The following is a 26,973-nucleotide window of genomic DNA, read 5'->3' as shown; positions in this document are numbered from 1 at the left end:
GAGAGCGACCCCCGATGGCCTATCCGTTGCACGACCCGACCGGCGCCGGCGTCCCGGCGAGCCCGGACCTGCCCGCGGTCGAGCGCCGGGTGCTGGAGCACTGGACCGCCGACAAGACCTTCGAGGCCTCCGTCGAGGCGAGGCCGACCGGCGAGAACGGCAAGAACGAGTACGTCTTCTACGACGGCCCGCCGTTCGCCAACGGCCTGCCGCACTACGGCCACCTCTTCACCGGCTACGTCAAGGACGTGGTGCCGCGCTACCAGACCATGCGCGGCAAGCACGTCGAGCGGCGCTTCGGCTGGGACTGCCACGGCCTGCCGGCCGAGGTGGTGGCCGAGAAGCAGCTCGGCATCACCACCAAGGCCGAGATCCTCGACCTGGGCGTGGCCCGGTTCAACGACGCCTGCCGCGCCAGCGTGCTGGAGTTCACCCAGGACTGGGAGCGGTACATCAACCGGCAGGCCCGCTGGGTCGACTTCGCCAACGACTACAAGACGCTCGACCTGGACTACATGGAAAGCGTCATGTGGGCCTTCAAGACCCTGCACGACAAGGGTCTGATCTACGAGGGCTTCCGGGTGCTGGCCTACTGCTGGCGGTGCGAGACGCCGCTGTCGAACACCGAGACCCGGATGGACGACGTCTACCGGGACCGGCACGACCCGACGCTGACCGTGTGGTTCGAGCTGACCGCCGACGAGTCCGCCCCGGAGCTGGTGCGTGGGCCGGTCAGGCTGGGTGTCTGGACCACCACGCCGTGGACGCTGCCGTCGAACCTGGCGCTCGCCGTCGGTCCGGACATCGAGTACGCGGTGCTGGAGCGCGACGGGCAGCGCCACCTGGTCGGTGAGTCCCGGCTCGGCGCGTACGCCAAGGAGCTGGAGGGGTACGAGCAGGTCGGCACCGTCCACGGCCGCGACCTCGTCGGACGCCGCTACACGCCGCTGTACGACTTCCTGGTCGAGCCGGCCGGGCCGAACGCCTACCAGGTGCTCGGCGCGGAGTTCGTCACCACTGAGGACGGCACCGGGATCGTGCACCTGGCCCCGGCCTTCGGTGAGGACGACCAGAACGTCTGCAACGCCGCCGGCATCCCCACCGTCGTCACGGTGGACGACCATACCCGGTTCACCGCGCTGGTGCCGCCGTACCAGGGTGAGCAGGTCTTCGACGTCAACAAGCCGGTGATCCGGGAGCTGAAGGAGCGGGGGGTGGTGCTCAAGCAGGACACCTACACCCACTCGTACCCGCACTGCTGGCGCTGCGACACCCCGCTGGTCTACAAGGCGGTGTCGTCGTGGTTCGTCGCGGTGACCAGGTTCCGGGACCGGATGGTCGAGCTGAACCAGGAGATCAACTGGACGCCGGGGCACATCAAGGACGGCTCGTTCGGCAAGTGGCTCGCGAACGCCCGGGACTGGTCGATCAGCCGGAACCGGTTCTGGGGCTCGCCCATCCCGGTGTGGAAGTCCGACGACCCGAACTACCCGCGACTGGACGTCTACGGCTCGCTCGCCGACATCGAGCGGGACTTCGGCGTACGCCTGAGCGACCTGCACCGGCCGGCGGTGGACGACCTGGTCCGGCCCAACCCGGACGACCCGACCGGTCGGTCGATGATGCGTCGGGTGCCGGAGGTGCTGGACTGCTGGTTCGAGTCCGGCTCGATGCCGTTCGCCCAGGTGCACTACCCGTTCGAGAACCGCGACTGGTTCGAGCACCACTACCCGGGTGACTTCATCGTCGAGTACATCGGGCAGACCCGCGGCTGGTTCTACACCATGCACGTGCTGGCCACCGCGCTGTTCGACCGGCCGGCGTTCCGCAACTGCCTCAGCCACGGCATCCTGCTCGGCTCCGACGGGCGCAAGATGTCCAAGAGCCTGAAGAACTACCCGGACGTCTACCACGTCTTCGACTCCTACGGGTCGGACGCGATGCGGTGGATGCTGATGTCCTCGCCGGTGCTGCGCGGCGGCGACATGGCGGTGACCGAGTCGGGCATCCGGGACGCGGTGCGCCAGGTGCTGCTGCCGCTGTGGAACGTGTGGTACTTCTTCACGCTCTACGCCAACGCGGACGGCTACCAGGCGCGTCGGCGCACCGACTCGGCGAACGTGCTCGACCGGTACGTGCTGGCGAAGACGAACGAGTTGGTGGCGACCGTCGGCGCGCAGATGGACGCGTACGACATCTCCGGCGCGTGCGGCACCGTCCGGTCCTACCTGGACGCGCTGACCAACTGGTACGTGCGTCGCTCGCGGGACCGGTTCTGGGCCGGCGACGCGGACGCGTTCGACACGCTCTGGACCGTGCTGGAGACGCTCTGCCGGGTGGTGGCGCCGCTGGCGCCGCTGACCGCCGAGGAGATCTGGCGCGGGCTGACCGGCGAGCGGTCGGTGCACCTGACCGACTGGCCGTCGGCGGACGAGTTCCCGGCCGACCCCGAGCTGGTCTCCGCGATGGACAACGTCCGGGCGGTCGCCTCGGCCGCGCTGTCGCTGCGCAAGGCGAAGGGCCTGCGGGTCCGGCTGCCGCTGGCGAAGCTGACCGTGGCCTCCGCCGTCGCCGACCAGCTCCGGCCGTTCGCCGAGCTGGTCGCCGACGAGGTCAACGTGAAGGAGGTCGTGCTCACCGGCGAGGTGTCCGCCTACTGCCAGCAGGTGCTGACCGTGGTGCCGCGGGCGCTCGGTCCGCGCGTCGGCAAGGCGGTCCAGCAGGTGATCAAGGCGGTCAAGGCGGGGGAGTGGGAACTCGTCGACGGCGCCCCGGTCGCCGCCGGCGTCACCCTGGCCGAGGGCGAGTACGAGCTGCGCCTGGTCGCCGCGGACGCGGAGCACTCGGCCCCGCTGCCCGGCGCCGACGGCGTGGTGGTGCTGGACACCGAGGTCACGCCGGAGCTGGCCGCCGAAGGGCTGGCCCGGGACGTGGTGCGGGTGGTGCAGCAGGCCCGCCGCGACGCCGACCTGGACATCTCCGACCGGATCACGGTGGCGGTGTCGGCCTCCGAGGAGGTGCGCGCGGCGGTCGCCGCGTTCCGCGACTTCGTGGCGCGGGAGGTGCTGGCCGGCAGCATCGACTTCGTCGAGGGCCTCGACGGCTTCGCCGGCGAAGCCGGCGACGGTGAGCGCGTGGTGGTCGGCGTCCGCCGGGTGTGAGGCTGTAAGGCGGGGTCCCTTCTCAACGCCTGAGGTACAGAAGGGGCCCCGTCTCACTCGACGCACCGAGCGGGTGGACTGCGGGCCACCCGCTCGGCCGGGGGTGACGGCGTCGGCTACCGTGACAGCGCCTGTTTCGCGTACGACCGCCGGAGGACCCGTGCCCCTGCTCTACACCATCGGCAAGCTCACCGTGGCGCCCACGCTCCGGTTGGCCTTCCGGCCGCACGCGGAGGGGTTGGAGCACATCCCGGCGACCGGCGGCGCGATCTTCGCGGGCAACCACCTCTCCGTCGCCGACGAGCTGCTGCTCGGCACCGTGGTCCCGCGTCACCTCGCGTTCTGGGCCAAGTCGGAATACTTCAACGGCACCGGGCTGAAGGGCGGCATCTCCAAGTTCGTGCTCACCGGGCTGGGCGCCATCCCGGTCGAGCGCGGCGGCGGCCGGGCGGCGCTGTCCGCGTTCGACGCCGCGATCCCGGTGCTCAAGGCCGGTGACCTGGTCGCCGTCTACCCGGAGGGCACCCGGTCGCCGGACGGGCGACTCTACCGCGGTCGCACCGGCGCGACCCGGCTGGCGGTGGCCGCCGGGGTGCCGATCATCCCGGTCGGCGTGACCGGCACCGACAAGGCCCAGCCGATCGGGACCCGGGTGCCCCGGCCGGGCCGGGCCAAGATCACCATCAGGTTCGGCAAGCCACTGGACTTCACCGGCCGGCCCGACGACCGTTCGTCGCTGCGGACCATGACCGACGAGCTGATGGCCGAGATCCAGAAGCTCACCGGCCAGGAGTACGTCCCCCGCTACGCCCCGAAGCGCGGCGAGCAGCCGCCGGCCTGACCCGCCCGATCAGGACTGCTTCGGGACCACCACCTGCTGGCGCAGGTCGTTCAGTAGCCGGCCGCTGTCGTCCACCGACAGCCGGGTGAACACGCCCGTGGTGAGGCTGCCGTGGTCGACCGAGGTGCACACCACCACCGTGTCGCCGTCCGCCCGGCCGACCGCGCAGCGTTCGTGCCGGCCGCGTACGCCGGTGTCCACGGTCACCGAGGGTTGCAGGTCGTAGTCGCCGGTGAGGCGCTTCAGCTCGGCCTCGGCGTCGGACTCCGGGCTGAACCGGAAACCGGTGCTGCCGAACAGGGTCACCCGCTTGTCGTCGTTCGTGGTGTAGATGCCGGCGAACGTGTCCTCGGCGAGCCAGTCCGCCTGGCGTACCCGGCTCTTCAGGTCCTCGACCGCAGCCTGGCTGTCCTGGTCCTGGCGCAGCCGCATGGAGCCGAGCTGGTCGGGGAGGGTGGCGCTGGCCGGGTACTGGCTGGAGAGCGGCTGGACCCACCAGAGCGGGACGCCGCAGCAGCACGCCACGCTGAGCAGCAGCACCCAGGGCCAGCGGCGCCGCCGGCGTACGGGCACCGGCACGTACCCCTTGGGCGCCTGCCACCCGGGCGGCGGCGCGGCCGGCGGCGGGGTCCGGCCCCGGCGCTGCTTCGGCCGGGGCTGCTTCGGCGGCCGGGCCGGGACCGCCGGGACCGGCGGCGGGGGGTGTGCCGGCGGTGAGACCGGGCGGGCGGCCGGTGGGCCGAGGTACGGCGGGGTGTGTGCCGGCGGTGACACCGGGCGGCCGACCGGCGGGGCCGGGTAGGGCGGGGTGTGTGCCGGCGGTGACACCGGGCGGCCGGCCGGCGGCGGGGCGGGATGCGGCGCCGGCTGGGCCGGCCACGGCGCGGTGTAGGGCATCGTCGCCGGCAGCGCCGGCAGCTCGGCGGACGGAAGGTTCCAGCCGGTGGTGTCCACCCCGGCCCACGGGTCCACCGGGGTGGCGTGCTCGGGGGAGTCGATCGGCGGCACCGGGGTGGGCTCGGCGGACTCGCCCCAGCCGCGACGACGCGGCGGCGGGGGCGGGACCGGGGCGGAACCGCTCCAGCGGGGAGTGACCGGCTCGACGCGGGTCGGCGGCGACGCGTTCTCCACCCGGGTGGGATCCGGTCCGGTCCCGGCCGTGGCGGGGACCGGGTCGTCCTCGATCCGGGTGGGGTCGGCCGTGGCGGGGGCCGGTCCGTCCTCGATCCGGGTGGGGTCGGCCGTGGCGGGGGCCGGTCCGTCCTCGATCCGGGTGGGGTCGGGCGTGCGCGGGGCCGGCGGGACGCGGCCGGGCACGGCGGCGGAACCCCGGGCGCGAGCCGGCGCGGCTGGTGCGGCCGGTGTGGCCGGGGTGGCGTCGGGGTCGGCGCTCGGCTGCCCGGTGCCGTCGTCGTCCCGCTCGGGCGGGGCGTCCGCGCCGCTCGCCGTGGAAGCCCCGGCCGCCTCCGGGCCGGCGCCGGCCGGCGGGGCGTCGCCCGCCGCGTCGGGGGTGCTGGCGTCGGGGGTGCTGGCGTCGGGGGTGCCGGCGTCGGCGGTGCCGGCGTTGGGCGAGGTCGGGGTGGAGGTCTTCGGCGCGGAGGTCTCCGGGGCGGCGTCGACCGGGACGGTGTCCGCCGGGACACCGTCGGGCGGGGCGGTGACGGACGCCGCGTCCGGCTCGCCCGCCGCCGGACCGCCCGCCGGGGCGGGGCCGTCCGGGTGCCCCGTGGCCCGCCCGTCGGACGCGGACGGCGGCGTGGTGGCCCCGGCGTCGGCAGGCGTCGGTACGGCGGTCGGCGGCTCGGTGACGGCCGGCCCCTCGGCCCCGTCGGCCGGCCGGCCCGCCCCCGGCTGCGGCTGCGACATCGCGGCAATCTCCTCTCGCGCCCGTTGCGAGGTTAGTACCGCCCCGCCACTGTCCACGAATCGCCGACTCCACCGCAAAGCTGCCGGCGGGGAAGGAGGAGCCGAGGCACCGCGTACCCTTGGGCATCATGAGTGCCCCGTCCACGACCCCACGTCCCCCGGCCGCCAACTCGGTGTGGCCCCGGCTGGAGCCGTTGCTGCCGCAGGTGACCAAACCCATCCAGTACGTGGGCGGGGAACTGGGCGCGGTGGTCAAGGACTGGGACGCCGCGACCGTCCGGTGGGCGCTGATGTATCCGGACGCGTACGAGGTGGGCCTGCCCAACCAGGGCGTGCAGATCCTCTACGAGGTGCTCAACGAGCTGCCGGACGTGCTCGCCGAGCGCACGTACGCGGTCTGGCCCGACCTGGAACGCCTGATGCGTGAGCACGGCGTGCCGCAGTTCACCGTCGACGCGCACCGCCCGGTGCGCGACTTCGACGTGTTCGGCGTCTCGTTCTCCACCGAGCTGGGCTACACCAACCTGCTCGCCGCGATCGACCTGGCCGGCATTCCGCTGCTCGCCGCCGACCGCACCGAGGCCGACCCGGTGATCGTGGCGGGCGGGCACGCCGCGTTCAACCCGGAGCCGATCGCCGACTTCGTCGACGCCGCGGTGCTCGGCGACGGCGAGGAGGCGGTGCTGGAGATCACCGCCATCGTCCGGGAGTGGAAGGCCGAGGGCGCGCCGGGCGGCCGGGACGAGCTGCTGCTGCGGCTGGCCCGCACCGAGAGCGTCTACGTGCCGCGCTTCTACGACGTCGACTACCTGCCCGACGGTCGGATCCAGCGGGTCGTGCCGAACCGTCCGGACGTGCCGTTCCGGGTGCACAAGCGCACGACCATGGACCTGGACGCCTGGCCGTACCCGAAGAAGCCCCTGGTCCCGCTCGCCGAGACGGTCCACGAGCGGTACGCGGTGGAGATCTTCCGGGGCTGCACCCGGGGCTGCCGGTTCTGCCAGGCCGGCATGATCACCCGCCCGGTGCGCGAGCGCTCGATCACCACGGTCGGCCAGATGGTGCAGCAGGGCCTGGAGTTCTCCGGCTTCCACGAGGTGGGCCTGCTGTCGCTGTCGTCGGCCGACCACTCCGAGATCGGCGACATGTGCTCCGGCCTGGCCGAGCAGTACGAGGGCACGAACGTGTCGCTCTCGCTGCCGTCGACCCGGGTGGACGCGTTCAACATCGACCTGGCGCAGGAGCTGTCCCGCAACGGGCGCCGGACCGGTCTGACCTTCGCCCCGGAGGGCGGCTCGGAGCGGATCCGCAAGGTCATCAACAAGATGGTGTCGAAGGAAGACCTGATCCGCACGGTGGTCACCGCCTACACCAACGGCTGGCGGCAGGTGAAGCTCTACTTCATGTGCGGCCTGCCCACCGAGACGGACGCCGACGTCCTCGAGATCGCCGACATGGCGCACGAGGTGATCCGGGCCGGCCGCGCCGCCACCGGATCGAAGGACATCCGCTGCACGGTCTCCATCGGCGGCTTCGTGCCGAAGCCGCACACCCCGTTCCAGTGGGCCCCGATGGAGCCGCCGGAGGTCATCGACGGCCGGCTCAAGCTGCTCAAGCAGGCGATCAACAGTGAGCGTTCGCTGGGCCGGGCGATCGGCTTCCGCTACCACGACGGCGAGCCGTCGCTGATCGAGGGCCTGCTGTCCCGGGGCGACCGCCGGGTCGGCGCGGTGATCCGCCGGGTCTGGGAGAACGGCGGCCGGTTCGACGGCTGGAGCGAGCACTTCTCCTACCAGCGGTGGGTGGACGCCGCTGCCGAGGTGCTGCCCGCGTTCGGGGTGGACCTCGACTGGTACACCACTCGCCGGCGTGAGGAGCTGGAGGTCCTGCCGTGGGACCACCTCGACTCCGGCCTGGACAAGGACTGGCTCTGGCAGGACTGGCAGGACTCGCTCTCCGAGTACGAGCAGGACGACTGCCGCTGGACGCCCTGTTTCGACTGCGGCGTCTGCCCGTCCATGGACACCGAGATCCAGATCGGCCCGACCGGCCGGAAGCTGCTGCCGCTGACGCCCGTCGGCGGGTTGAAGCAGCCCGCCGCCGCCCAGGCCTGAGCCGACACGTCCGACGGAGCGCGGGAGCCCGAGAGGTTCCCGCGCTCCGTCGCGTTTCGCGCCGACCGCCCAGCCGCCCGGGGCGGGGGTGCCCCGACTGGTGCTTCCTCGATACGCTGCGTCCGTATTGGACCGGCCCGGGCCGGTAGCGGGGAGGACACCATGGGCATCAAACCGCCGGACACCGGCGATCTGCACGTCAGCGTCGAGGACCTGGACGCCGCGGCGGACTACGTCGAGCGCCTCAAGCAGTACGTCGACGACACCATCGGCTACGAGATGGAACGCATCAAGGAGCGGATGAAGGGCGACAGCAGCAACGCGCAGACGGTGCCGAACGGCACCCCGTTCGGCGCGTACGAGGACGCCCGGATGCAGTGGGCGGCGTTGACCAGGTCGACGGCCAACATGGAGGCCCACCTCAAGGCCATCTCCAACAAGCTGGCCGGCCTGAAGAAGGGCACCGAGGACATCGCGAAGGCGTTCCGCGACGCGGAGGCCCGCAACGCGGCCAACGGTAAGCAGATCGAGCGGCTGCTGGAGTCCGCGGCGCCGCCGCCGGAGGCCGGGCAGCAGCCCACCTATCCGTACACGGCCTGAGGGGGAGACGGTCATGGCTGGAGGCACCTGGGAGCGCGCCGTGCGCGAGGTGACGCTGTCGGCGGACCCGGAGACCGTCGGGTCCGTGGGGACGGGCTGGAACAACCTCTCCACCGCGCTCGGCTACCTGCGGGACTCGCTGGTCGGGCGCTCGTTCGTCGGCCCGATCGCGACCGGCCAGGAGCGTCCGCACAGCGGCGGTCTGCCCGGGCTGCTGGCCGGTTGGAAGGGCAGCGGCGGTGACGCGTACCGCGACCACCTGAACGGCATCGGCAAGGACATCGAGGAGCTCATCACGCACGCCAGCGGGGTCAGCGGGGCCTTGTCGCGGATCGAGGGCGACATCCGGACGGCGGTGGCCAGCATCCCGATCCCGTTGATGGACGACTTCGGCTGGAACGAGTGGAGCCTGCCCGGCGGCACCGAGTTGGACGACGCCCGCGACGGCGAGAGCCAGTCCGGCTTCCTCGCCTCGCTGCGCAAGGACTACCAGGCCAACCAGGCGCTCTACGCCGACGGCGCGTTCCGCGACAAGGCCGACGACCTCGAGGCGACCATGAAGGTCGACGGCAACGCGAGCGATCAGAAGCGCGGCGGCTGGTGGGACACCAAGTCGCATCTGGACAACTGGTACCGGGACAACCAGGAGGCGGCCAACAAGGCGATGTCGCCACTGCCGGTCGCGGTGGAGACCGAGCGTCCCAAGCTGGTCGTGCCCCAGCCGACGGCCAAGGATCAGCGCGACGGCTACACGCCCGACACCCGTACCCCGCCCTCCGGCGTACCCGACACCGGACTGCCCGGTGGTGGTGGTGGCGGTGGTGGTGGCGGCGGCAAGATGCCGTCGCTGGGCAGCACCGGCATCGGTGGTGGTGGCGGTGGCGGTGGCTCGTACGACGGTGGGTCGTTCACGCCGCCGCCCACCACGGGCGGCGCCGACCTCGGCGGCCGTCCCGGCGGCGCCGGTACGCACGTCCCGCCGGTCACCGGCGCCGGCGCCCCGGGCTCGCTCGACGACGACTACGGCAGCGGCCTGGCCGGCGCCGGCGGGCCGGGCACGATCACACCCGGCGGGCCGGGCAGCACGTTCGGCGGTGGTGGCGGTGGATTGAGCACGGTCGGCGGCGGCGGCTTCGGCGGCGGTGGCGCCGGGTTGGGTTCCGCCGGTGGCCTCGGCGGCGGCGGACTGGGCGCGGCCGGCGGGATGGGTGTGGGTGCGCTGCCCGGCATGGTCGGCGGCGGCAACGGCAAGGTCCCGCCGTTGACCAGCGCGGCCAACGCGTTGCGCGGCGCGACCGGCGCCGGAGGCGCGGGTGTGGGCGCCGGCGGCCCCCGCGGTGGCATGGCCGGCGGCGCCATGATGGGCGGCGGCATGATGGGCGGGCACGGCGGCGCCGGGCACGGCGGCGGCGGTGGCGAGCACTCGTCGTGGTTGACTGAGGACGACGATCCGTGGGGTGCCGGTGACGGTGCGTCCCCGGGCATCCTGCGATGAGGACGGACGGATGAGGGTGTACGTCGGCGCGCTACGGCCGGTGGCGGCGGGGCTGATGGTCGGGCTGATGGCGTTGGGGGCCGCGCAGCCGGCGACCGCCGCGCCCCGCCGCGCCGAGCAGTGGTACCTGGACGAGCTGCGCATCGACCGGGCACACCAGATCTCCACCGGGCGCGGCGTGGTGGTCGGCGTGGTGGACACCGGCGTCGACGCGACGCACCCGGCGCTGCGGGGCCGGGTGCTGCCGGGCGGCCGTAGCTACGGCGCCCGGGGCGACGGCCGGAACGACCCGGACGGTCACGGCACGCACATGGCCGGCATCATCGCCGCGGCCAACGTCGGCGACGGGGTGGACGGCATCGCACCGGACGCCCGGATCCTCCCGATCAAGCAGGAACCGGGCCCCGGAACGATCCCCGACGGCGCGTCCGCCCTGGGGATCCGGATGGCCGTGGACGGTGGCGCGAAGGTGCTCAACCTCTCCTTCGGCCAGGCCGGCGCGCCCGACCCGGACGACGAGGAGGCGATCCGGTACGCGCTGGAGCACGATGTCGTCGTGGTCGCCTCGGCCGGCAACCTCAAGGCGGGCGACGTGGACATCGCCTCGCCGGCCCGGATTCCCGGCGTGATCGCGGTGACCGGCACCACCCGTGGCGGCGGCTTCTGGTCCGGCTCCGCCCAGGGGCCGGAGGCGGTGGTCGCCGCGCCCGCGGACGGGATCTACAACGCCGGCCCCGACCACGGCTACGGCTGGGGTGACGGCACCTCCGACTCCAGCGCCATCGTCTCCGGCGTCGCGGCGTTGATCCGCTCGAAGTACCCGAAGCTCTCCGCGCCGGACGTGATCAACCGGATCATCCGGACCGCCCGGGACGCCGGCGCGCCCGGGCGTGACCCGCGGTTCGGCTTCGGCCGGATCGACCCGGTGGCCGCGCTCACCGCCGACGTGCCGTCGGTGTCGGCGAACCCGCTGCTCGGCCCGGCCTCGCCCGGCGCGTCCCCACCGCCGGCCGCCGCCGAGGACGACAACTTCGACGTGACCAAGTACGGCGACCGGGGCGGCCCCACCGACCAGCAGGTCATGGTGATCGGCATCGGCATCGCCGTGGCGGTGGTGGTGCTGCTGGCGCTTGTGGTGTTCCTGATCTGGAACCGGCGCCGGCACCGGCGCGAGCTGGCCCGGACGGCGCGGATACCGGACGACGTGCTCGACCGGACGGACGGCGGCGGCCACCGCCCCCCGGTCCCGGCCGGCCAGGCCCCGCCCGGCTCGTACCCCGGCCCCGGCTCGTACCCCCAGCCCGGCTCGTACCCCCAGCCGGGGCCGTACCCCCGACCCGGGCCGGGCGCCTACCCGCCACCCGCCCAGGGGCAGCAGCCCTCACCCGGGCGGAGCCCCTACGCGCCACCCCCCGCCCCGCCGGGCGACGACCGCCCCTGACCGCTCGCGGTGGATCATGAGGTCGGCGGACGGTTCGGAGATCGACTATCCACCGATCCCACCTCACCGCCGTGGGTCGGCCCTGCCCGGCCGGCCCCCGGTCGCGACGGGTGCCCGGGGCTGCGCCAGGATGGGGCGGACACGCAGGCACAGCCGAGGAGTTCACGATCGCCAGAAAGCCTCAACCCGAGGGCGGCCAGGCGCCCGTCGTCCAGCGGGTCCGCATCCGGTACGCCAAACGTGGGCCGTTGCGGTTCACCTCGCACCGGGACTTCGCCCGGGCCTTCGAGCGGGCGCTGCGCCGGGCCGGCGTACCGATCGCCTTCTCCCAGGGCTTCACCCCGCACCCCAAGATCTCGTACGCCTCGGCGGCGCCCACCGGTGTCGCCAGCGAGGCCGAATACCTGGAGATCGGCCTGCGTGAGCCGGTTGACCCGGAGCAGCTCCGGGCGGCTCTGGACGCCGCGCTCTCACCCGGGCTCGACGTGCTCGACGCGGTCCAGGCCGCCGGCGGCAGCCTGGCCGACCGGATCGAGGCGTCGCACTGGCGCATCGAGCTGCCCGAGGTCGATCCGGACGTGCTCCGGGCGGCCGTGGCGGCCTTCACCGCCGCGGAGGAGATCCAGGTCGAGCGGATGACCAAGCAGGGCCGGCGCACGTTCGACACCCGGAGCGCTGTGATGACCATCGATGCATCGGCGCCGGCTGAGACGCCTTCCGGAGCGGCGGCCGTACCGTGTGCGATACTCGAACTGGTCGTGCGGCAGGTCACCCCGTCCGTGCGACCCGATGACGTCCTTTCCGGCCTCCGCGTGGTGGCCGACCTGGAGCCGCCGGTCACCCCCAAGGTGATCCGGCTGGCGCAGGGCACGCTGACCGCGCAGGGCGAGATCGTCGATCCGTTGGACGCGGATCGCGACGGGGCAGCCATCGGAGGGCACTGACCGGACGGTCAGCGCTCTGGCAGGCAGACTTCGGCGGTCGCGCTCCCGCGTGCCCGGCGGAAACACCTTTGCGGCGACCCTGCGTGGCAGCGCTCACCCGCGCCCGGGGCAGCCAGAACTGGAGAACGTCCATGCTCGAGAACGAGCCCGAGGGCGGCGAGCGGACCGGCGCGGAGCCGGCCGACGCGACCGCCGCCGACAGCACCGCCGGCGCCGCCGAGGCGAAGCCGCCGGCCCGCAAGCGGGCCAGCCGCCGCAAGGCTGCTCCGCTCAACCAGCCGGAGCAGACCGACGCCCCGGTCGAGGCGTCCGCCGCGGCCACCGGCAGCGGCGAGTCGCCGCAGGCCGAGGTGTTCGCGCCGGTGGCGGGGGAGTTGGAGGCCGCGCCGAAGACCACCCGCCGGCGCCGCAAGGCGACCCCGGCGAAGGCGGTCGAGGAGCCGGTGGCCGTCGCCGGGGTGGAGGCCACCTCGGACGAGGTGGTGCCGCCGGTCAAGGTGACCCGGACCCGCCGCCGCAAGGCCACCCCGCCCGCCGAGGCGATCCCGGCCGCCGAGTCGCCGACCGAGGCGCCCGCCGAGGCGGCCGGACCGGCGGTGGAGCCGCCCCCCGCGCCGCGGGCCGACGCAGTGGTCGACGGGCCGGTCTCGCTGCCCGGGGCCGAGGGTGAGATCGCCGAGGGCCGGGCCCCGCTCGACGAGGACGAGGACGAGGACGCCGACGCGGTCGGCGAGGACGCCGTCGACGAGCCCGTCCCGGCCGAGGGCGCCACGCCGACGCGTCGCACCAGGGGCGCGCGCCGCCGTACCGGTGGGACCGAGGACGCCGCGCCGCGTCGTACCGATGATGTCGACCTGGCCCGGGCCGGTGGGCTGGCCGACGCCTCGGGCGCGGTGTCCACCGGCGCCGCGGTGCCGGGCGCGGTGGACGAGCCGGGCGCCGCGGTGGAGGCCGAGGAGCGGCCGGCCACCGGTCGCCGGCGCCGGGCCGCGCTCTCCGCGCCGACCGTCCTGTTCATGCCCCCGCAGCCCGAAGAGGTCCCGGACGTCCGGGTCACCTACCCGGTGGCCGAGGAGACCGCGGAGGAGCCGGTCGAGACCGGCGGTCGCCGTCGCCGTGGCCGCCGTGAGCCCGAGCCGGTCGAGGCCGAGGCCGAGGCCGTCGAGGAGGAGCCGACCGCCGACGCCGAGGAGATCGCCGAGGCCGAGGAGGAGGACGACGACGACACGGCCGAGGGCCGTCGCCGTCGCCGTCGCGGTCGCCGGGGCCGGGGCCGCGGCAAGGGCGGCGCCGACGAGGCCGAGGACGACGAGTCCGGTACGGCGGAGGCCGACGCCGAGGCCGAGGAGACCGCCGAGGACGAGGACGCCGAGGGCGAGGGCGAGGGGATGACCCGCCGTCGTCGCCGTCGTCGCCGCCGGGGCGCGGGGGAGGCGGAGACCGCGGCCGAGGACGGCGTGCCCACCGTCGTCAAGATCCGTGAGCCGCGCAGGGCGGTGGACGAGGTGCAGGGCGTCTCCGGGTCGACCCGGCTGGAGGCCAAGCGGCAGCGCCGCCGGGACGGCCGGGAGCAGCGGCGTACCCGGCCGCCGATCCTGAGCGAGTCGGAATTCCTGGCCCGCCGCGAGGCGGTCGACCGGACGATGGTGGTGCGCCAGCGCGGCGACCGCACCCAGATCGCGGTGCTCGAGGACGGCGTGCTGGTCGAGCACTACGTGACCCGCAACTCGTCGGGCACCATGGCGGGCAACGTCTACCTGGGCAAGGTGCAGAACGTCCTGCCCAGCATGGAGGCGGCCTTCGTCGACATCGGGCGCGGCCGCAACGCCGTCCTGTACGCCGGCGAGGTCAACTGGGACGCCACCGGGCTGGAGGGGCGGGCGCGGTCGATCGAGCAGGCGCTGCGCTCCGGCGACCCGGTGCTGGTGCAGGTCACCAAGGACCCGATCGGGCACAAGGGCGCGCGGCTGACCAGTCACGTCGCGCTCTCCGGCCGGCACCTGGTCTACGTGCCCAACGGCAACGCCTCGGGGATCAGCCGCAAGCTGCCGGACACCGAGCGCAAGCGGCTGCGGGACATCCTCAAGAAGCTGGTGCCGGACGGCGCCGGGGTGATCGTCCGGACCGCGGCCGAGGGCGCCAGCGAGGACGAGCTGGCCCGGGACGTCAAGCGGCTCCAGGCGCAGTGGGAGGACATCCAGGACAAGGCGGCCTCCGGTGGCGCCCCGGTGCCGCTCTACGAGGAGCCGGACCTGGTCATCCGGGTGGTCCGGGACCTCTTCAACGAGGACTTCCGCGAGCTGATCATCGAGGGCGAGTCGGCGTACGACGTGGTCGAGTCGTACCTCTCGCACGTCTCGCCGGACCTGGTCGCGCGGCTGCGCCGGCACGCCGGCGTGGCCGACGTGTTCGCCGAGCACCGGATCGACGAGCAGATCCTCAAGGGGCTGGACCGAAAGGTCTTCCTCCCCTCCGGCGGCTCGCTGGTGATCGACCGGACCGAGGCGATGACCGTCGTCGACGTCAACACGGGCAAGTACACCGGCTCCGGCGGCAACCTGGAGGAGACGGTCACCCGCAACAACCTGGAGGCGGCCGAGGAGATCGTCCGCCAGCTACGGCTGCGTGACCTCGGTGGCATCGTGGTGATCGACTTCATCGACATGGTGCTGGAGTCGAACCGGGAACTGGTGCTGCGTCGGCTCACCGAGTGCCTGGGCCGGGACCGCACCAAGCACCAGGTGACCGAGATCACCTCGCTCGGCCTGGTGCAGATGACCCGTAAGCGGATCGGCGCGGGCCTGCTGGAGGCGTTCAGCGAGACCTGCGAGTGCTGCAAGGGCCGGGGCCTCGTCATCCACACCGAGCCGGTGCCGGAGAAGCCGCGCGCCGGTGGCGCGGGGGAGAAGGTCAAGGCGGTCGCCTCGGCGGTCGCGCCGGTCGAGGAGAAGGGTCGCCGCCGGGGTCGCAAGGCCGCCGCGGAGAAGCCCGCCGTGGAGGCCGAGCCGGAGCCGCCGGCCGCGGCCGAGCCGGAGCGGACCGTCGCCGAGGTGGTCGAGACCTCCGACGACGACTACTACGACACCCAGGGCTACGACCTGTCCCGGTTCGCCGCCGACACGCCGGCCCTCCCGGCGGTCGCGGACAGCCAGGAGGGCGATTCGGCCCGGCTGGCGGCCTCCGACGACCCGGACGCGATCGGTGACGGCGAGACCGACGACGAGGGCGCCGACGGTGGCACCCCGCGGCGGCGGTCCCGCCGTGGCGGCGCCCGACGACGTACCCGGCCGTGAGCCGCTGACCTGCGTGGCGTTTGACAGGGCCCCCGCTCCGGCAACAGAGTGCCGAGCAGGGGCCCTGCCGTTTCCCGTCTACCCCCGGTCGGGGCGGCGCGCCCCGGAGGGAGGAGACATGCGTCGGGTGTTCGCGGTCACCGCGCTGGCCGGACTGCTGCTGGCCGGGTCGGGCTGCGCCGGCCGGAACGACGATCCGTTCTCGGTGGGCTTCGCCTCACCGGCTCCGGCCGGCACCTCGCCCACTCCGGCCCCGACCGCCACCGGCGACGCGGGCGTCTGTGCCCGGGCGAAGCAGTCCGGCTCGGTCGCCGTGCAGACGTACGTGCAGAAGCTGGCGGAGATGCTGCGGGCCGGCGGCACCGGGGACCGGAGCACGGAGAAGGCCGCCCAGCGGGACGCGGAGGCCGCCCTGACGGGCTGGCGGGACGTGTTGCGGGAGCAGTCGGGGAAGGCCACCGACCCGCGGCTGCGGACGCTCCTGGCGGACCTGGCCACCGAGGTGGGTGGGCTCGGCACCGACGTGCGGGCGATCGACGAGACGGAGTTCGACCGGCTCCAGCAGCGTCTCGACCAGCTCTGCCCGGCCTGACCGGCGGCCCGGTTTGGGCGGCGGGCCGGGTATGGCGTACGCTTGCCTGCGGCGCACTTTTGTGTGCCTAGTTCCCGCGTGCCCGCACCGCCGGTGTCACGGCTCCCGGCGAGACGCCGTGGGAACGACCGACCGGTAACGGTGGGAAAAGACGTCAGCAGCCTCAACGACAGGGAGTCCGCCTCCGATGTACGCGATCGTCAAGACCGGCGGCAAGCAGTACAAGGTCGCCGAGGGCGACGTGATCGAGGTCGAGAAGCTCACCGGTGCCCCCGGTGACGCGGTGAAGCTCACCGCGGTGCTCCTCGTCGACGGTGACGACCTGGTGACCGACGCGGCGAAGCTCGCGAAGGTCGCGGTGTCCGGTGAGATCGCCGCGCACACCAAGGGCCCGAAGATCCGGATCCACAAGTTCAAGAACAAGACCGGCTACCACAAGCGTCAGGGTCACCGGCAGCCGCTGACCCAGATCAAGGTGACCGGCATCTCCAACAGCGGGAAGTAGGTCGTCCTCCAATGGCTCACAAAAAGGGTGCGTCCAGCTCGCGTAACGGTCGTGACTCCGCGGCCCAGCGGCTCGGCGTGAAGCGCTTCGGTGGTCAGGTCGTCAGCGCGGGTGAGATCCTCATCCGGCAGCGTGGCACCAAGTTCCACCCCGGTGACCTGGTCGGCCGTGGCGGCGACGACACGCTGTTCGCGCTGTCCGCCGGTTCGGTGCAGTTCGGCACCAAGCGCGGTCGCAAGACCGTCAGCATCGTGCCGCAGCAGTAGTTCGAAGGCGAAGCGGGCCGCGGACCTCGGGTCCCGGCCCGCTTCGCCTTTCCACGTGCGGGGCGGAACCCCGCTGGAAGGATTGGCGTCGTGACGACGTTCGTTGACCGGGTCGTCCTGCACATGCAGGCCGGCGACGGCGGGCACGGCTGTGTCTCGATCCACCGGGAGAAGTTCAAGCCCTTCGGTGGCCCGGACGGCGGCAACGGCGGCCACGGCGGAAGCGTGTCGCTGGTGGTCGACGCACAGGTCACCACGCTGCTCGACTTCCACTTCCGGCCGCACCTGAAGGCCGAGAACGGCAAGGGCGGGGCCGGCTCGAACCGGGACGGCGGCAACGGCCGCGACCTGGTGATCAAGGTGCCGAACGGCACCGTGGTGCAGAGCCTCGACGGTGAGGTGCTGGCCGACCTGGTCGGGGTGGGCACCACGTTCGAGGCGGCCCGGGGCGGCCGGGGTGGGCGGGGCAACGCCTCGCTGGCCAACGCCCGCCGCAAGGCGCCGGGCTTCGCCGAGCTGGGTGAGCCGGGCGACAAGCTCGACGTGGTGCTGGAGCTGAAGAGCGTCGCCGACGTCGGCCTGGTCGGCTTCCCGTCCGCCGGCAAGTCCTCGCTGATCTCGGTGATCTCCGCGGCCAAGCCGAAGATCGCCGACTATCCGTTCACCACGCTGGTGCCGAACCTGGGCGTGGTCCGGATGGACAACCACACCTTCACCGTGGCCGACGTGCCGGGCCTGATCCCGGGCGCCGCCACCGGCAAGGGGCTGGGGCTGGAGTTCCTCCGCCACGTCGAGCGCTGCGCCGTGCTGGTGCACGTGGTCGACACCGCGACGCTGGAGCCGGGCCGCGACCCGCTGGCCGACATCGACGCCATCGAGTCGGAGCTGACCCAGTACGGCGGCCTGGCCGACCGGCCCCGGCTGGTCGCGCTCAACAAGGTCGACGTGCCGGACGGGAAGGACCTGGCCGACATCGTCCGCCCCGACCTGGAGGCCCGCGGCTTCCGCGTCTTCGACGTATCCAGCGCCACCCGGGAGGGCCTGCGCGAGCTGACGTTCGCGATGGCCCAGCTGGTCGACGAGGGCCGTCGCGCCGCACCGCCGGCCGAGCCGACCCGGATCGTGATCCGCCCGAAGGCGGTCGACGACGCCGGCTTCACCATCGAGGCCGAGGAGGACGGCTCCTACACGGTGCGCGGCAGCCGGCCGGAACGCTGGGTGAAGCAGACCAACTTCGACAACGACGAGGCGGTGGGCTACCTGGCCGACCGGCTGGCCCGCCTCGGCGTCGAGGAGAAGCTGGCGAAGGCCGGCGCGCAGGCCGGCGACCTGGTGCGGATCGGCGAGCGGGAGTTCGACTGGCAGCCCACGCTCTACGCGGGCGTCGACTTCGTCCCTGGCAACCGGGGCACGGACCTGCGGCTGGAGGACAAGTCGACGCGTCCCCGGGCCGTCGACCGGTTGGAGGCCCGCAAGGCCCGCCGGCGTCGCCCGGAGGACGAGGTCGAGGGCGCGCCGGAGACCCCGGCGGACGACCTGGACGACCTGGACGACGATTAGTTCGGCCCCGTCCGTGCGGGGGACGTCGGCCGGAAACCTCGGCGAAATCCGGCCGACCTAGCGTGGTCGGATGCTGATCGAATCCCGGCCCGCCACCGACCCGGAGATCGCCACGCTCGTCGTCGCCCAGCAGCGTGAGCTGCGGGACGCCGACGGCGGCCTGGACGGGCAGGTCACCGTCGTGCACGCCGACATCCACTACCTGGCGGCCGTGCTCGGCGGCCGGGCGGTCGGCTGTGGCGGCCTCCAGGCGCTCGACGCCGACACCGGCGAGCTGAAGCGGATGTACGTCCGGCCGGCGTTCCGGGGTCGGGGCGTGGCCCGGCAGTTGCTGGTCGCGCTGGAGGAGTTGGCCTTCCGGCGCGGGCACCGCACGGTGTGCCTGGAGACCGGCACCTACCTGTCGGCCGCGATCGGGCTCTACCGGTCCGCCGGCTACCAGCCCGTCCCGGTCTTCGGCGAGTACGTCGACAACCCGTACAGCGTCTGCTTCGCCAAGCGGCTGCCGGTCGCGGCCTGATCCCCTCCTTACACCTCAGGCGCTCGTCTGCGTGTGCGGGGCGGTCACCGGCTTCGACTCGGGACTGGCGTGCTGGCGCAGCACGATGCTGAGCAGGATCAGCACGCCCACCGCCAGGAACTCGCTCTGCCAGTTCTGCATCGACTGGAACCAGAAGTCGCTGGTGTCGAGGAACTGCCAGGCGGTGATCGGGGCGGCGCCGCTCTCCAACGCCTGCTCCTGGTTGTAGGCGTTCACGCCGCCGAGGAGGTGGCCCAGGAACGACCCGGCGAAGATCATCAGCAACGCGACGGAGAGGCTGTTCCGGTAGACGACCAGGGGCAGGCCGCCGACGCGTACCGGCCACGGGGCGTCCGGGCCCGCGTGGTCGCGGTTGTCGTCGGGCCGGTCCTTCTCGCCCTCCGGCTTCGACTCGGCCGAGCCCTTCTGCACGAGGTACGCGGTGAGCAGCACGTAGCCGCCCATCTGGAGGAACTCCGACTCCCAGTTCTCGAACACCGCCTCGGCGAAGTGCCCGGTGCCCAGGTAGGCCCACCAGCCCAGCGGCTCGACGCCGTACCGGCTCAGCTCCTCGTTGTGCACCTGCCAGCCGAAGACGCTCTGCAACAGCAGGAAGACCAGGAACGCGCCGAACATCGCGACCGAGAGCGTGTTGTTCCGCAACCACCGCGGCATCGCCGGACCTCCTCGTTGCGTCGGGTTGACCGCCCGTGCCCGGCCTCCTGCCCCCAGCCTCGGCCGGGCAAACGCCGGCTCGGCGTGTCGTCCCTGGTCAGGGGCGGTCGATCGGGGTGTCCGGGCGGCTGCCGGTGCCCACCTCGTTACTCAGCAGCAGGCCGGTGGCGAGCATGCCGAAGCCGAGGGCGAGGTGCAGCCAGTTGTCGGCGTCGTTGATCGGCACGAAGTTGGCCGCGCTCTCCTGGTCGATGGCGAAGCCGTAGAGCCAGAGCACCAGATAGAGCGCGCCGCCGCCGGCCAGGAACACCCGCGCGCCGGCCAGCCGGCGGGCCGCCACCAGCCCGACCAGCCCGAAGAGCAGGTGCACCAGGTTGTGCAGCACCGACACCTGGAACAGCCCGAGCAGCTTCGCCCCGGAGTGGTGCCCGGCGAACGTCATCTGGCCGTAGTGCGCGGTGACGCCGGGGATGAAGCCGAGCACGCCGACCAGGACGAAGAGGGCCGCCGCCGCGAGGGCGACCTTCTGCACGGCCGGCCGGGCCGGCGCGTCTGCCTGCGCGTGACGCGCCATCGCGGTCACCCCCCGTGAACTCACCGCCACCCGGACGGGCAGCACCCCATTCTGTGACCGGCCCGGGTCGGTTCCGCAGAGAATTGACGAATCAGGCATGGACCCGGCGACCGGGGGTAGGGCAGTTGTCACGCGGAAAGCACTCGCGTGACCCCCCGTAACGCAAACCGCTGGAACGCACGAGCGGAAGGGACATCATGACTCAGGATCTTTCCTCCACGTCCGCGACGTACGAGTCGACGAACGGCGGCGGCGTACGCGACCAGGCCCGCCAGGTCGGCTCCGACGCCGCAAGCGCCGGTGGCGCGGTGGCGCAGACCGCCAAGGAGCAGGGCCAGGAGGTGGTGGGCGAGGCCAAGCGGCAGGCCCGCGACCTCTACGGCGAGGCCCGCAACCAGGTCACCAGCCAGGCCGGTCAGCAGCAGCAGCGGGCCGCCGGCGGCCTGCGGTCGCTGGCCGACGAGATGCGGTCGATGGCGCAGCAGGGTGGCGGCTCCGGGCCGGTCACCGAGCTGGCCCACCAGGCGGCCGAGCGGGTGCACGGCGTGGCCGGCTGGCTGGAGCAGCGGGAGCCGGGTGACCTGCTCAACGAGGTGAAGGGCTACGCCCGCCGCAACCCCGGCACGTTCCTGGTCGGCGCCGCCCTGCTGGGCGTGGTCGCCGGCCGGCTCACCCGGAACATCGCCGCGGTGGGCAACGACGGCGGCGCCGGGCAGTCCTACGACCCGGATCGGACCGCCGTCATCCCGACCGCGCCGGTGGTGCCGGCCCAGACCCCGCCGGGCGGCTACCTCGACCCGACCCCGGGCAGCTACGCCGAGCCGGACCCGGGCTACTCCGCGCCGGGCGCGACCTACCCGGGCGGCGGCGCCCCGAACACCTGGGCCGACCCGGCGGGCGGCACCGGCCAGCCGCTGCCCCCGCCGAGCCAGACCGACCCGCTGCCGGGCGTCCCGTCGACCGGCGCTCCGCGTCCGTGAACCGCCCGACCGGCAGAAGGGAGACCACGGCATGACCGTGCCGACGCAGGACCCGGGCTACCACGCGGCGGGCGCCCCGCACCAGGCCGACGAGGTGCGGGCCAGCTCGATCGGTGAGCTGATGAGCCAGGTCACCGGCGACCTCTCCACGCTGATGCGCCAGGAGGTCGAGCTGGCCAAGGCCGAGATCCGCCAGGAGGGCAAGAAGGCGGGCAAGGCCGCCGGCTTCTACGGCGGCGCCGGCTTCGGCGGCTACATGGTGGCGCTCTTCGTCTCCATCGCGGTGTGGCAGTTCCTCGACAACGTCATGGACTCCGGGCTGGCCGCGCTCATCGTGGCCGTGGTGTGGGCCGTGATCGCCGCCGTCCTCTACTCGAAGGCGAAGAAGAACGCCGAGCAGATCCGTGGCCTGAAGCAGACCAACGACAGCGTGCAGCGCATTCCCGACGCGCTCAAGCCGCACCCGGAGGGAGTCACCCGATGAGCACCGATCCCGACCAGATCCGCCGGGAGATCGAAGCCACCCGCAACAACCTCAGCTCGGACGTGGACGCCCTGGCGTACAAGGTCAGCCCGGGCCGCATCGTCGACGACCGCAAGCAGCGCGTCCGTAGCGCGCTGACGAACGTGAAGGACAAGGTGATGGGAACCGCTTCCGACCTCGGCAACAGCACCGGCCACGCCGCCCACTCGGTGGGTGACCACGCCTCCTCGGCGGCCTCCACCGTGAGCGACAAGGCGCACTCCGCCGCCTCCACCGTGAGTGAGGCCGCCCAGCGGGCGCCGCAGGTGGTGCGGCAGAAGTCCGAGGGCAACCCGATCGCGGCGGGCGTGATCGCCTTCGGCGTCGGCATGCTGGTCTCCTCGCTGATCCCGGCCACCCGCCGCGAGCAGCAGCTCGCCGCGCAGGTCAAGGAGAAGGCGACCGAGCACAGCGGCGTGGTCAAGGAGAAGCTCGGCGAGGTCGCCGGCGAGCTGAAGGACGAGCTGCGCGAGCCGGCCCAGCACGCCGCCGAGTCGGTGCGGTCCACCGCGCAGGAGGCCGCGCACGCGGTCAAGGACGACAGCCGCAGCGCCGCGCAGGACGTCCGGGAGAGCGCGCAGCAGGCACGCCACTGACCGCGTTCCCCCCGTTAGGCGGGGCCCCTTCTTGACGCCAGGCGTCAAGAAGGGGCCCCGCCTTCGCACGTCTCCACCCAGCCGGCCGTCTCGTCGGGGCGCCGCCGCGCCAGTCGCCTGCGCAACGCGCGGGTGGAGTGCGCCGCCACCCGCAGCCGGCTGCCCGCGTAGGGCACCCCGCCGCGCAGCCGCCGGCCCACCGCCAGCCAGGCGCACACCCCGCGTTCCAGCAACCACACCGGCGCGGCGAGCGTGGTGTGCGCCGGGAAGACCGCCGCCCCACCGGCCCGCCGCCGGCCCAGCTCCGCCACCGCGACCGTGACCAGCCCGGCCCGCAGCAGCAGCCCCGGGCGGCGGGCGGCGAGCGCGACCGCCGTGGCCGGCAGCACCGCCAGCGCGGCCAGCAGCCCCGCCGGCCGGGCCGTCTCGTCGTACGCCTGGCGGACCCGCTGCCCGAGGAAGTGCCCGGCGGTGGGCGGGAGCCGCCGCACGTACAGCCAGGCCGGGGTCGCCGTGCAGCCGCCGTACGCGCGGACGGTCCGGTGCAGCTCCAGGTTCTCGAAGAGCACGTCCGGGTCGTAGCCGCCCATGGTCAGGAACGTGCCCCGGCGCACCGCCAGCGTGCCCGGCCAGTCCCCGCCGAACACCCGGGCGAGCAGCGTCCGGCCGGTGTCCCACCAGGCGTGCCAGGGCAGCGGGTCGAAGTGGTTCTGCGGCCGGACCAGGTCCACCCGGTCGAGCAGCTCGTGCACGGCGCGCAGCGCCGGCGGGTCGTACCGGACGTCGTCGTCGGCGATCACCACGTGCTCGTGCCGGGCCAGCGCCACCCCGGTGAGCACCCCGAGCACCTTGCCGTTGCGCCCGCGCAACGCGGGATCCGGTGGGACGTGCCGGACCAGCCCTCGCCAGGCGGCCGCGTGCCGGGCGTACCGCTCCGGCGGCGAGCCGTCGACCACCACCACGTCGACCCACCGGCACAGCTCGCGCAGATACCCGGTCAGCTCGTCGAGGTCGTGGTCGTCGGCGGCGCGTAGCGGTAGGACGTACGCCATCGGGAGCCGGACCGGCGCGGACCCGGCGGCGGTCCGGCCGGGACGCGGTCGGGCTGGAACGGTCGTGCGGGTCACGTCGCCTCCCGTCGGGTCGGATCCCGCGAGTTGCCCGGAATACGACCGCTGAAACCGTTTCGGGCTCCTCGCGCCGGGTAGCGCAGTCACCCGGACGGTCTGCGTCGTCCGGGCTGGAGGAGACGTGATGAGCAGCAACGGAACGAGGTGGGCGCTGGTCGGCGCCGCCGCGGCGACCGCGCTCGGCATCACCCGTACGGTGGCCCGGCGCCGGCGCCGGCACCAACCGGACCGGGAGGACGGCTGGTACGTGGTGCACCGGGGGATCACCGTCGACCGGCCGGTCGACGCGGTGGTCGGCTTCTGGACCGACCGGGAGCGGCTCGATCGGGGGCTGGCCGAGTGGGCCACCCTGGAGCAGCTCGACGAGAACCGGTGGCGCTGCGTGGCGGCCGACCCGGCCGGCGGCGGCACCCAGTGGCGAGCCGAGATCACCGTCGAGGGCCCGGGCCGGTTGAGCTGGCGGACCACCGACGGGCCGGTGGCGCAGCGGGGCCGGGTCGAGCTGGTCGCCGCGCCGCAGGACCGGGGCACCGAGATCCGCGCCGAGCTGCGCTGGCGTTGCGGCCCGCTGCGCCGGGCGGTGGGCCTGGCCGGTGGCGGCGACCCGGACCTGGCACTGCGCACCGCGTTGCGCCGGATCAAGTCGCTGATCGAGACCGGCCAGGTGCTGGACACCCGGCACGACCCGTCGGGACGCAGCCCGCGGCAGGAACGGGCCACCGACAAGGTACGCGAGAAGCTGATCGTGGGAGGACGGCCGTGAGGGCGCTGTGCTGGGAAGGCGTCGGCAAGCTCGCCGTGCGCGACGTGCCGGAGCCGGTCATCAGGTCGGCCGGCGACATCATCGTCAAGGTCCGGGCGAGCAGCGTCTGCGGCTCCGACCTGCACCTGATCAACGGCTACCTGCCGGCGATGCGGGAGGGGGACGTGCTCGGCCACGAGTTCATGGGCGAGGTGGTCGAGACCGGCCCGGACGTCACCCGGATCAAGGTGGGTGACCGGGTCGTGGTCGGCTCGGTGGTGGCCTGCGGGAGCTGCTGGTACTGCCGCACCGAGCAGTACTCGCTCTGCGACAACTCCAACCCGCAGCCGGTCTTCACCGAGAAGCTGTGGGGACACTCGCCGGCCGGCATCCTCGGCTACTCGCACGCCGCCGGCGGCTACTCCGGCAGCCACGCCGAGTACATCCGGGTGCCGTTCGGCGACGTCGGCGCGTTCACCGTGCCGGACGGGGTGCCGGACGACTCGGTGGTGTTCGCCTCCGACGCCATGCCGACCGGGTGGATGGCGGCCGACTTCTGCGGCCTGAAGGGCGGTGAGGTGGTCGCGGTCTGGGGCGCCGGCGGCGTCGGGCAGATGGCCGCCCGGTCCGCGCAGATCCTCGGCGCCGAGCGGGTCGTGGTCATCGACCGGCTGCCGGAGCGGCTCGACACCGCGTCCCGGCGCCTCGGCGTGGAGACGATCAACTACGCGGAGACCGACGTGCTGGAGGCGCTGCGCGAGCTGACCGCCGGGCGTGGGCCGGACGCCTGCATCGAGGCGGTCGGCATGGAGTCGCACGACGTCGGGCCGGCCTACGCGTACGACAAGGCGAAGCAGACGGTACGGCTGCAGAGCGACCGGCCCACCTCGGTCCGGCAGGCGATCATGGCGTGCCGCAAGGGCGGCACGGTCAGCATCGTCGGGGTGTACGGCGGCCTGGTGGACAAGTTCCCGCTCGGCGCGGCGATGAACAAGGCGCTGGTGCTGCGGATGGGACAGATGCACGCGCAGCGCTACATCCCGATGCTGCTGGACCGGGTCGTGGCCGGCGAGATCGACCCCGGCTACCTGGCGACCCACCCGATGTCGCTGGAGGAGGGCGCCCGCGGCTACGAGATCTTCGAGAAGAAGGAGGACGGCTGTCTGCGTACGGTGCTGCACCCGCAGGCGGCCTGACCAGGGCGGGTGCGGTCGCCGCTAGGCGGCCGGCCGCACGCCGTCGACGATCAGCCCGCTGGGCGGCAGCGCCGGCATCCGGCTGAGGTCGAGCGAGAGGTCCTGCGGCGGGACGCGGTAGCTCATCGCGCCGGTGAGCGCGGCCACCGCCCGCTTCATCAGCTCGATCGTGATCCACTCGCCGGCACAGCGGTGACCGGTGTCGTGGTCGCCGCCGCCCTGCGGGATCAGGCCGAACGGGTCGTCCCGCCGGCCGGCGAAGCGTTCCGGGCGGAATCGCTCCGGCTCCGGCCAGAGCCGCGGGTGGTGGTTCGTCCCGTACAGGTCGAGCAGCACGCGGCGGCCCTGCGGGAACGCGTGCCCCCGCCACTCGAACGAGCGGCGCACCCGGGCTGCGGCGACCGGGAAGAACGGGTAGTAGCGGCGTACCTCCTGTACGAACCGCTCGGTCGCGTCGTCGTCGCCGCGTACCCGGTCCCGCCAGTGCGGGTGGTCGTGCAGCGCCAGCGCGGCGAAGACCACGTACCGGTCCACCGCGACCGTGGGGCGGAGCACGTTGAGCAGCTCCACCGCGGCGATCCGGCGGGGCAGCGGCGTGCCCCGCTCGTCCCGGTGCTCGGCGATCACCCGCAACGCGCTGCCCTCGGGCGCGGGCAGCGCGTCGGCGCGTACCCGTTCGACGAGCGCGCCGGCCCAGCGTTCGGCCCGGCGGCGGCCGAGCAGGCCGCGCCAGTGCTTCGGGCCCAGCACGGCCGGAGCCTCGATCATGGCGTGCATCTCGGCGGTGCGGCGGCGCACGTCGGCCTCGGCCAGCGGCACCCCGGCCCAACCCCAGACCGCTCGGGTCAGCATCCGGCCCACCTCGTCGTAGAGCACCACCGGGCCGTTCTCCGCCCAGGTCGGGATCCGGGCCCGCCACTCGTCGTCGAAGAGTTGCCCGAGGCGCCGGACCGCGGCCGGCGTCATGATCGACATGAACATCGCCTTGCGGGCGCGGTGCGCCGCCCCGTCGAGGCCCTGGACCCCGCCGACCCCGGTCAGCGTGCGCTGCCCGCGCATCGACATGGCGCCGCGCCGGACGAACCGCTCCTCGTCGTAGAACAGTTCGGCGCCGTCCCGCCCGCGCAGGCAGATCGTCGGCTCCAGGAGCAGCCGGGTCTGCACGACGTCGCTGCCGAGCCGGTCGCAGCGGGCGCCCACGAAGCGGTAGCCCTCGCGGAGGAACGCCAGCGTGCTGTCCGGGCTCCGGTCGCTCGGCATGGTGCTCATCTCGACTGCTCCAGACGCGGGTCGGCCGCACTGCACGACGTTGCCCGCAACCTACCCGGGGCGACCCGACCGAATCCTCCATCTTCGCAG

At 73.5% G+C, this 26,973-nt stretch carries 23 protein-coding genes; 18 read left to right on the top strand and 5 right to left on the bottom strand.

Annotated features, from left to right (window positions below; genetic code table 11):
* The first annotated feature begins 14 nt into the window (after positions 1-14).
* On the top strand, positions 15-3,161 hold the full coding sequence (gene ileS, locus ACGFI2_RS27950) for an isoleucine--tRNA ligase (RefSeq protein ID WP_393522382.1): 3,147 nt from the start codon (positions 15-17) through the stop codon (positions 3,159-3,161).
* A gap of 160 nt (positions 3,162-3,321) precedes the next feature.
* A complete protein-coding gene (locus ACGFI2_RS27945; protein WP_393522379.1) occupies positions 3,322-4,002 on the top strand; it encodes a lysophospholipid acyltransferase family protein in 681 nt (226 codons plus the stop codon).
* A gap of 9 nt (positions 4,003-4,011) precedes the next feature.
* On the opposite strand, the gene ACGFI2_RS27940 is transcribed toward ACGFI2_RS27945, so the two are convergent.
* On the bottom strand, positions 4,012-5,868 hold the full coding sequence (locus ACGFI2_RS27940) for a hypothetical protein (RefSeq protein WP_393522376.1): 1,857 nt from the start codon (positions 5,866-5,868) through the stop codon (positions 4,012-4,014).
* Between the two features lie 128 nt (positions 5,869-5,996).
* Between ACGFI2_RS27940 and ACGFI2_RS27935 the strand changes: the two genes are divergently transcribed.
* The 11 genes from ACGFI2_RS27935 (at position 5,997) to ACGFI2_RS27885 (ending at position 19,198) form a co-directional block, all read left to right on the top strand.
* Positions 5,997-7,982 (top strand): TIGR03960 family B12-binding radical SAM protein, encoded by a 1,986-nt coding sequence (locus ACGFI2_RS27935; protein ID WP_393522373.1) that lies wholly within the window; start codon positions 5,997-5,999, stop codon positions 7,980-7,982.
* 162 nt (positions 7,983-8,144) lie between these two features.
* Entirely contained in the window at positions 8,145-8,582 is a 438-nt protein-coding gene (locus ACGFI2_RS27930) for a hypothetical protein (protein ID WP_393522370.1), read from the top strand.
* Between the two features lie 13 nt (positions 8,583-8,595).
* Positions 8,596-10,077 carry a hypothetical protein gene (locus ACGFI2_RS27925; protein WP_393522368.1) on the top strand — a complete coding sequence of 494 codons (1,482 nt, stop codon included), beginning with the start codon at positions 8,596-8,598 and terminating at the stop codon, positions 10,075-10,077.
* Positions 10,078-10,087: 10 nt separating this feature from the next.
* Positions 10,088-11,518, top strand: coding sequence for a type VII secretion-associated serine protease mycosin (mycP, locus tag ACGFI2_RS27920; RefSeq protein ID WP_393522365.1), 1,431 nt, complete (start codon positions 10,088-10,090; stop codon positions 11,516-11,518).
* 224 nt (positions 11,519-11,742) lie between these two features.
* Positions 11,743-12,462, top strand: coding sequence for a TIGR03936 family radical SAM-associated protein (locus ACGFI2_RS27915; protein ID WP_393522410.1), 720 nt, complete (start codon positions 11,743-11,745; stop codon positions 12,460-12,462).
* A gap of 131 nt (positions 12,463-12,593) precedes the next feature.
* On the top strand, positions 12,594-15,755 hold the full coding sequence (locus tag ACGFI2_RS27910) for an Rne/Rng family ribonuclease (RefSeq protein ID WP_393522362.1): 3,162 nt from the start codon (positions 12,594-12,596) through the stop codon (positions 15,753-15,755).
* 118 nt (positions 15,756-15,873) lie between these two features.
* Positions 15,874-16,347, top strand: a complete 474-nt coding sequence (locus ACGFI2_RS27905) for a hypothetical protein (protein WP_393522359.1) — start codon at positions 15,874-15,876, stop codon at positions 16,345-16,347.
* Between the two features lie 187 nt (positions 16,348-16,534).
* Positions 16,535-16,852 carry a 50S ribosomal protein L21 gene (rplU, locus tag ACGFI2_RS27900; protein ID WP_091072401.1) on the top strand — a complete coding sequence of 106 codons (318 nt, stop codon included), beginning with the start codon at positions 16,535-16,537 and terminating at the stop codon, positions 16,850-16,852.
* Positions 16,853-16,863: 11 nt separating this feature from the next.
* Positions 16,864-17,118, top strand: coding sequence for a 50S ribosomal protein L27 (gene rpmA / locus ACGFI2_RS27895; protein ID WP_091072397.1), 255 nt, complete (start codon positions 16,864-16,866; stop codon positions 17,116-17,118).
* A gap of 90 nt (positions 17,119-17,208) precedes the next feature.
* A complete protein-coding gene (gene obgE, locus ACGFI2_RS27890) occupies positions 17,209-18,678 on the top strand; it encodes a GTPase ObgE (RefSeq protein WP_393522354.1) in 1,470 nt (489 codons plus the stop codon).
* Positions 18,679-18,748: 70 nt separating this feature from the next.
* Positions 18,749-19,198 carry a GNAT family N-acetyltransferase gene (locus ACGFI2_RS27885; RefSeq protein WP_393522351.1) on the top strand — a complete coding sequence of 150 codons (450 nt, stop codon included), beginning with the start codon at positions 18,749-18,751 and terminating at the stop codon, positions 19,196-19,198.
* A gap of 15 nt (positions 19,199-19,213) precedes the next feature.
* Here the strand turns inward: ACGFI2_RS27885 and ACGFI2_RS27880 are convergent, their stop codons facing one another.
* Entirely contained in the window at positions 19,214-19,873 is a 660-nt protein-coding gene (locus ACGFI2_RS27880) for a DUF6766 family protein (RefSeq protein WP_393522349.1), read from the bottom strand.
* A gap of 97 nt (positions 19,874-19,970) precedes the next feature.
* Positions 19,971-20,447, bottom strand: coding sequence for a DUF4383 domain-containing protein (locus ACGFI2_RS27875; RefSeq protein WP_393522346.1), 477 nt, complete (start codon positions 20,445-20,447; stop codon positions 19,971-19,973).
* 197 nt (positions 20,448-20,644) lie between these two features.
* Here ACGFI2_RS27875 and ACGFI2_RS27870 point away from each other — a divergent pair, with 197 nt between their 5' ends.
* From ACGFI2_RS27870 to ACGFI2_RS27860, 3 genes are read left to right on the top strand one after another with little or no spacing between them, the layout of a single operon-like run.
* The gene (locus ACGFI2_RS27870) at positions 20,645-21,427 is read left to right on the top strand and encodes a hypothetical protein (RefSeq protein ID WP_393522343.1); all 783 of its coding nucleotides are present in this window, start codon (positions 20,645-20,647) and stop codon (positions 21,425-21,427) included.
* A 31-nt stretch (positions 21,428-21,458) separates the two neighbouring features.
* Positions 21,459-21,911, top strand: coding sequence for a phage holin family protein (locus ACGFI2_RS27865; protein ID WP_393522341.1), 453 nt, complete (start codon positions 21,459-21,461; stop codon positions 21,909-21,911).
* Positions 21,908-22,546, top strand: coding sequence for a DUF3618 domain-containing protein (locus tag ACGFI2_RS27860; protein WP_393522338.1), 639 nt, complete (start codon positions 21,908-21,910; stop codon positions 22,544-22,546). The genes ACGFI2_RS27865 and ACGFI2_RS27860 overlap by 4 nt, the downstream gene beginning before the upstream one ends.
* 44 nt (positions 22,547-22,590) lie before the next feature.
* On the opposite strand, the gene ACGFI2_RS27855 is transcribed toward ACGFI2_RS27860, so the two are convergent.
* Complete coding sequence (locus ACGFI2_RS27855; RefSeq protein WP_393522335.1) at positions 22,591-23,673, bottom strand: glycosyltransferase; 1,083 nt, start codon at positions 23,671-23,673, stop codon at positions 22,591-22,593.
* A gap of 127 nt (positions 23,674-23,800) precedes the next feature.
* Between ACGFI2_RS27855 and ACGFI2_RS27850 the strand changes: the two genes are divergently transcribed.
* Both ACGFI2_RS27850 and ACGFI2_RS27845 read left to right on the top strand, forming a co-directional pair.
* On the top strand, positions 23,801-24,439 hold the full coding sequence (locus ACGFI2_RS27850; RefSeq protein WP_393522332.1) for a cyclase: 639 nt from the start codon (positions 23,801-23,803) through the stop codon (positions 24,437-24,439).
* The gene (locus tag ACGFI2_RS27845) at positions 24,436-25,614 is read left to right on the top strand and encodes a zinc-dependent alcohol dehydrogenase (RefSeq protein ID WP_393522329.1); all 1,179 of its coding nucleotides are present in this window, start codon (positions 24,436-24,438) and stop codon (positions 25,612-25,614) included. The genes ACGFI2_RS27850 and ACGFI2_RS27845 overlap by 4 nt, the downstream gene beginning before the upstream one ends.
* Before the next feature lie 21 nt (positions 25,615-25,635).
* Here ACGFI2_RS27845 and ACGFI2_RS27840 read toward each other — a convergent pair whose 3' ends face one another.
* A complete protein-coding gene (locus tag ACGFI2_RS27840) occupies positions 25,636-26,883 on the bottom strand; it encodes a cytochrome P450 (RefSeq protein ID WP_393522326.1) in 1,248 nt (415 codons plus the stop codon).
* Between the last annotated feature and the right edge of the window lie 90 nt (positions 26,884-26,973).

The sequence above is a fragment of the Micromonospora sp. NPDC049282 genome (assembly GCF_043197045.1).
In the GTDB taxonomy this organism is placed as follows: Bacteria; Actinomycetota; Actinomycetes; order Mycobacteriales; family Micromonosporaceae; genus Micromonospora.
The sequence above is the reverse complement of the archived record's forward strand: the minus strand, read 5'-3'. Positions and strand labels throughout refer to the sequence as shown.

Excerpts from the sequence above, each read along its gene's own strand:
- ileS (WP_393522382.1), top strand. The coding sequence starts at position 15 with ATGGCCTATCCGTTGCACGACCCGACCGGCGCCGGCGTCCCGGCGAGC.
- ACGFI2_RS27940 (WP_393522376.1), bottom strand. The coding sequence starts at position 5,868 with ATGTCGCAGCCGCAGCCGGGGGCGGGCCGGCCGGCCGACGGGGCCGAG.
- ACGFI2_RS27935 (WP_393522373.1), top strand. The coding sequence starts at position 5,997 with ATGAGTGCCCCGTCCACGACCCCACGTCCCCCGGCCGCCAACTCGGTG.
- ACGFI2_RS27930 (WP_393522370.1), top strand. The coding sequence starts at position 8,145 with ATGGGCATCAAACCGCCGGACACCGGCGATCTGCACGTCAGCGTCGAG.
- ACGFI2_RS27925 (WP_393522368.1), top strand. The coding sequence starts at position 8,596 with ATGGCTGGAGGCACCTGGGAGCGCGCCGTGCGCGAGGTGACGCTGTCG.
- mycP (WP_393522365.1), top strand. The coding sequence starts at position 10,088 with ATGAGGGTGTACGTCGGCGCGCTACGGCCGGTGGCGGCGGGGCTGATG.
- ACGFI2_RS27910 (WP_393522362.1), top strand. The coding sequence starts at position 12,594 with ATGCTCGAGAACGAGCCCGAGGGCGGCGAGCGGACCGGCGCGGAGCCG.
- ACGFI2_RS27905 (WP_393522359.1), top strand. The coding sequence starts at position 15,874 with ATGCGTCGGGTGTTCGCGGTCACCGCGCTGGCCGGACTGCTGCTGGCC.
- rplU (WP_091072401.1), top strand. The coding sequence starts at position 16,535 with ATGTACGCGATCGTCAAGACCGGCGGCAAGCAGTACAAGGTCGCCGAG.
- rpmA (WP_091072397.1), top strand. The coding sequence starts at position 16,864 with ATGGCTCACAAAAAGGGTGCGTCCAGCTCGCGTAACGGTCGTGACTCC.
- ACGFI2_RS27885 (WP_393522351.1), top strand. The coding sequence starts at position 18,749 with ATGCTGATCGAATCCCGGCCCGCCACCGACCCGGAGATCGCCACGCTC.
- ACGFI2_RS27880 (WP_393522349.1), bottom strand. The coding sequence starts at position 19,873 with ATGCCGCGGTGGTTGCGGAACAACACGCTCTCGGTCGCGATGTTCGGC.
- ACGFI2_RS27875 (WP_393522346.1), bottom strand. The coding sequence starts at position 20,447 with ATGGCGCGTCACGCGCAGGCAGACGCGCCGGCCCGGCCGGCCGTGCAG.
- ACGFI2_RS27870 (WP_393522343.1), top strand. The coding sequence starts at position 20,645 with ATGACTCAGGATCTTTCCTCCACGTCCGCGACGTACGAGTCGACGAAC.
- ACGFI2_RS27865 (WP_393522341.1), top strand. The coding sequence starts at position 21,459 with ATGACCGTGCCGACGCAGGACCCGGGCTACCACGCGGCGGGCGCCCCG.
- ACGFI2_RS27860 (WP_393522338.1), top strand. The coding sequence starts at position 21,908 with ATGAGCACCGATCCCGACCAGATCCGCCGGGAGATCGAAGCCACCCGC.
- ACGFI2_RS27850 (WP_393522332.1), top strand. The coding sequence starts at position 23,801 with ATGAGCAGCAACGGAACGAGGTGGGCGCTGGTCGGCGCCGCCGCGGCG.
- ACGFI2_RS27840 (WP_393522326.1), bottom strand. The coding sequence starts at position 26,883 with ATGAGCACCATGCCGAGCGACCGGAGCCCGGACAGCACGCTGGCGTTC.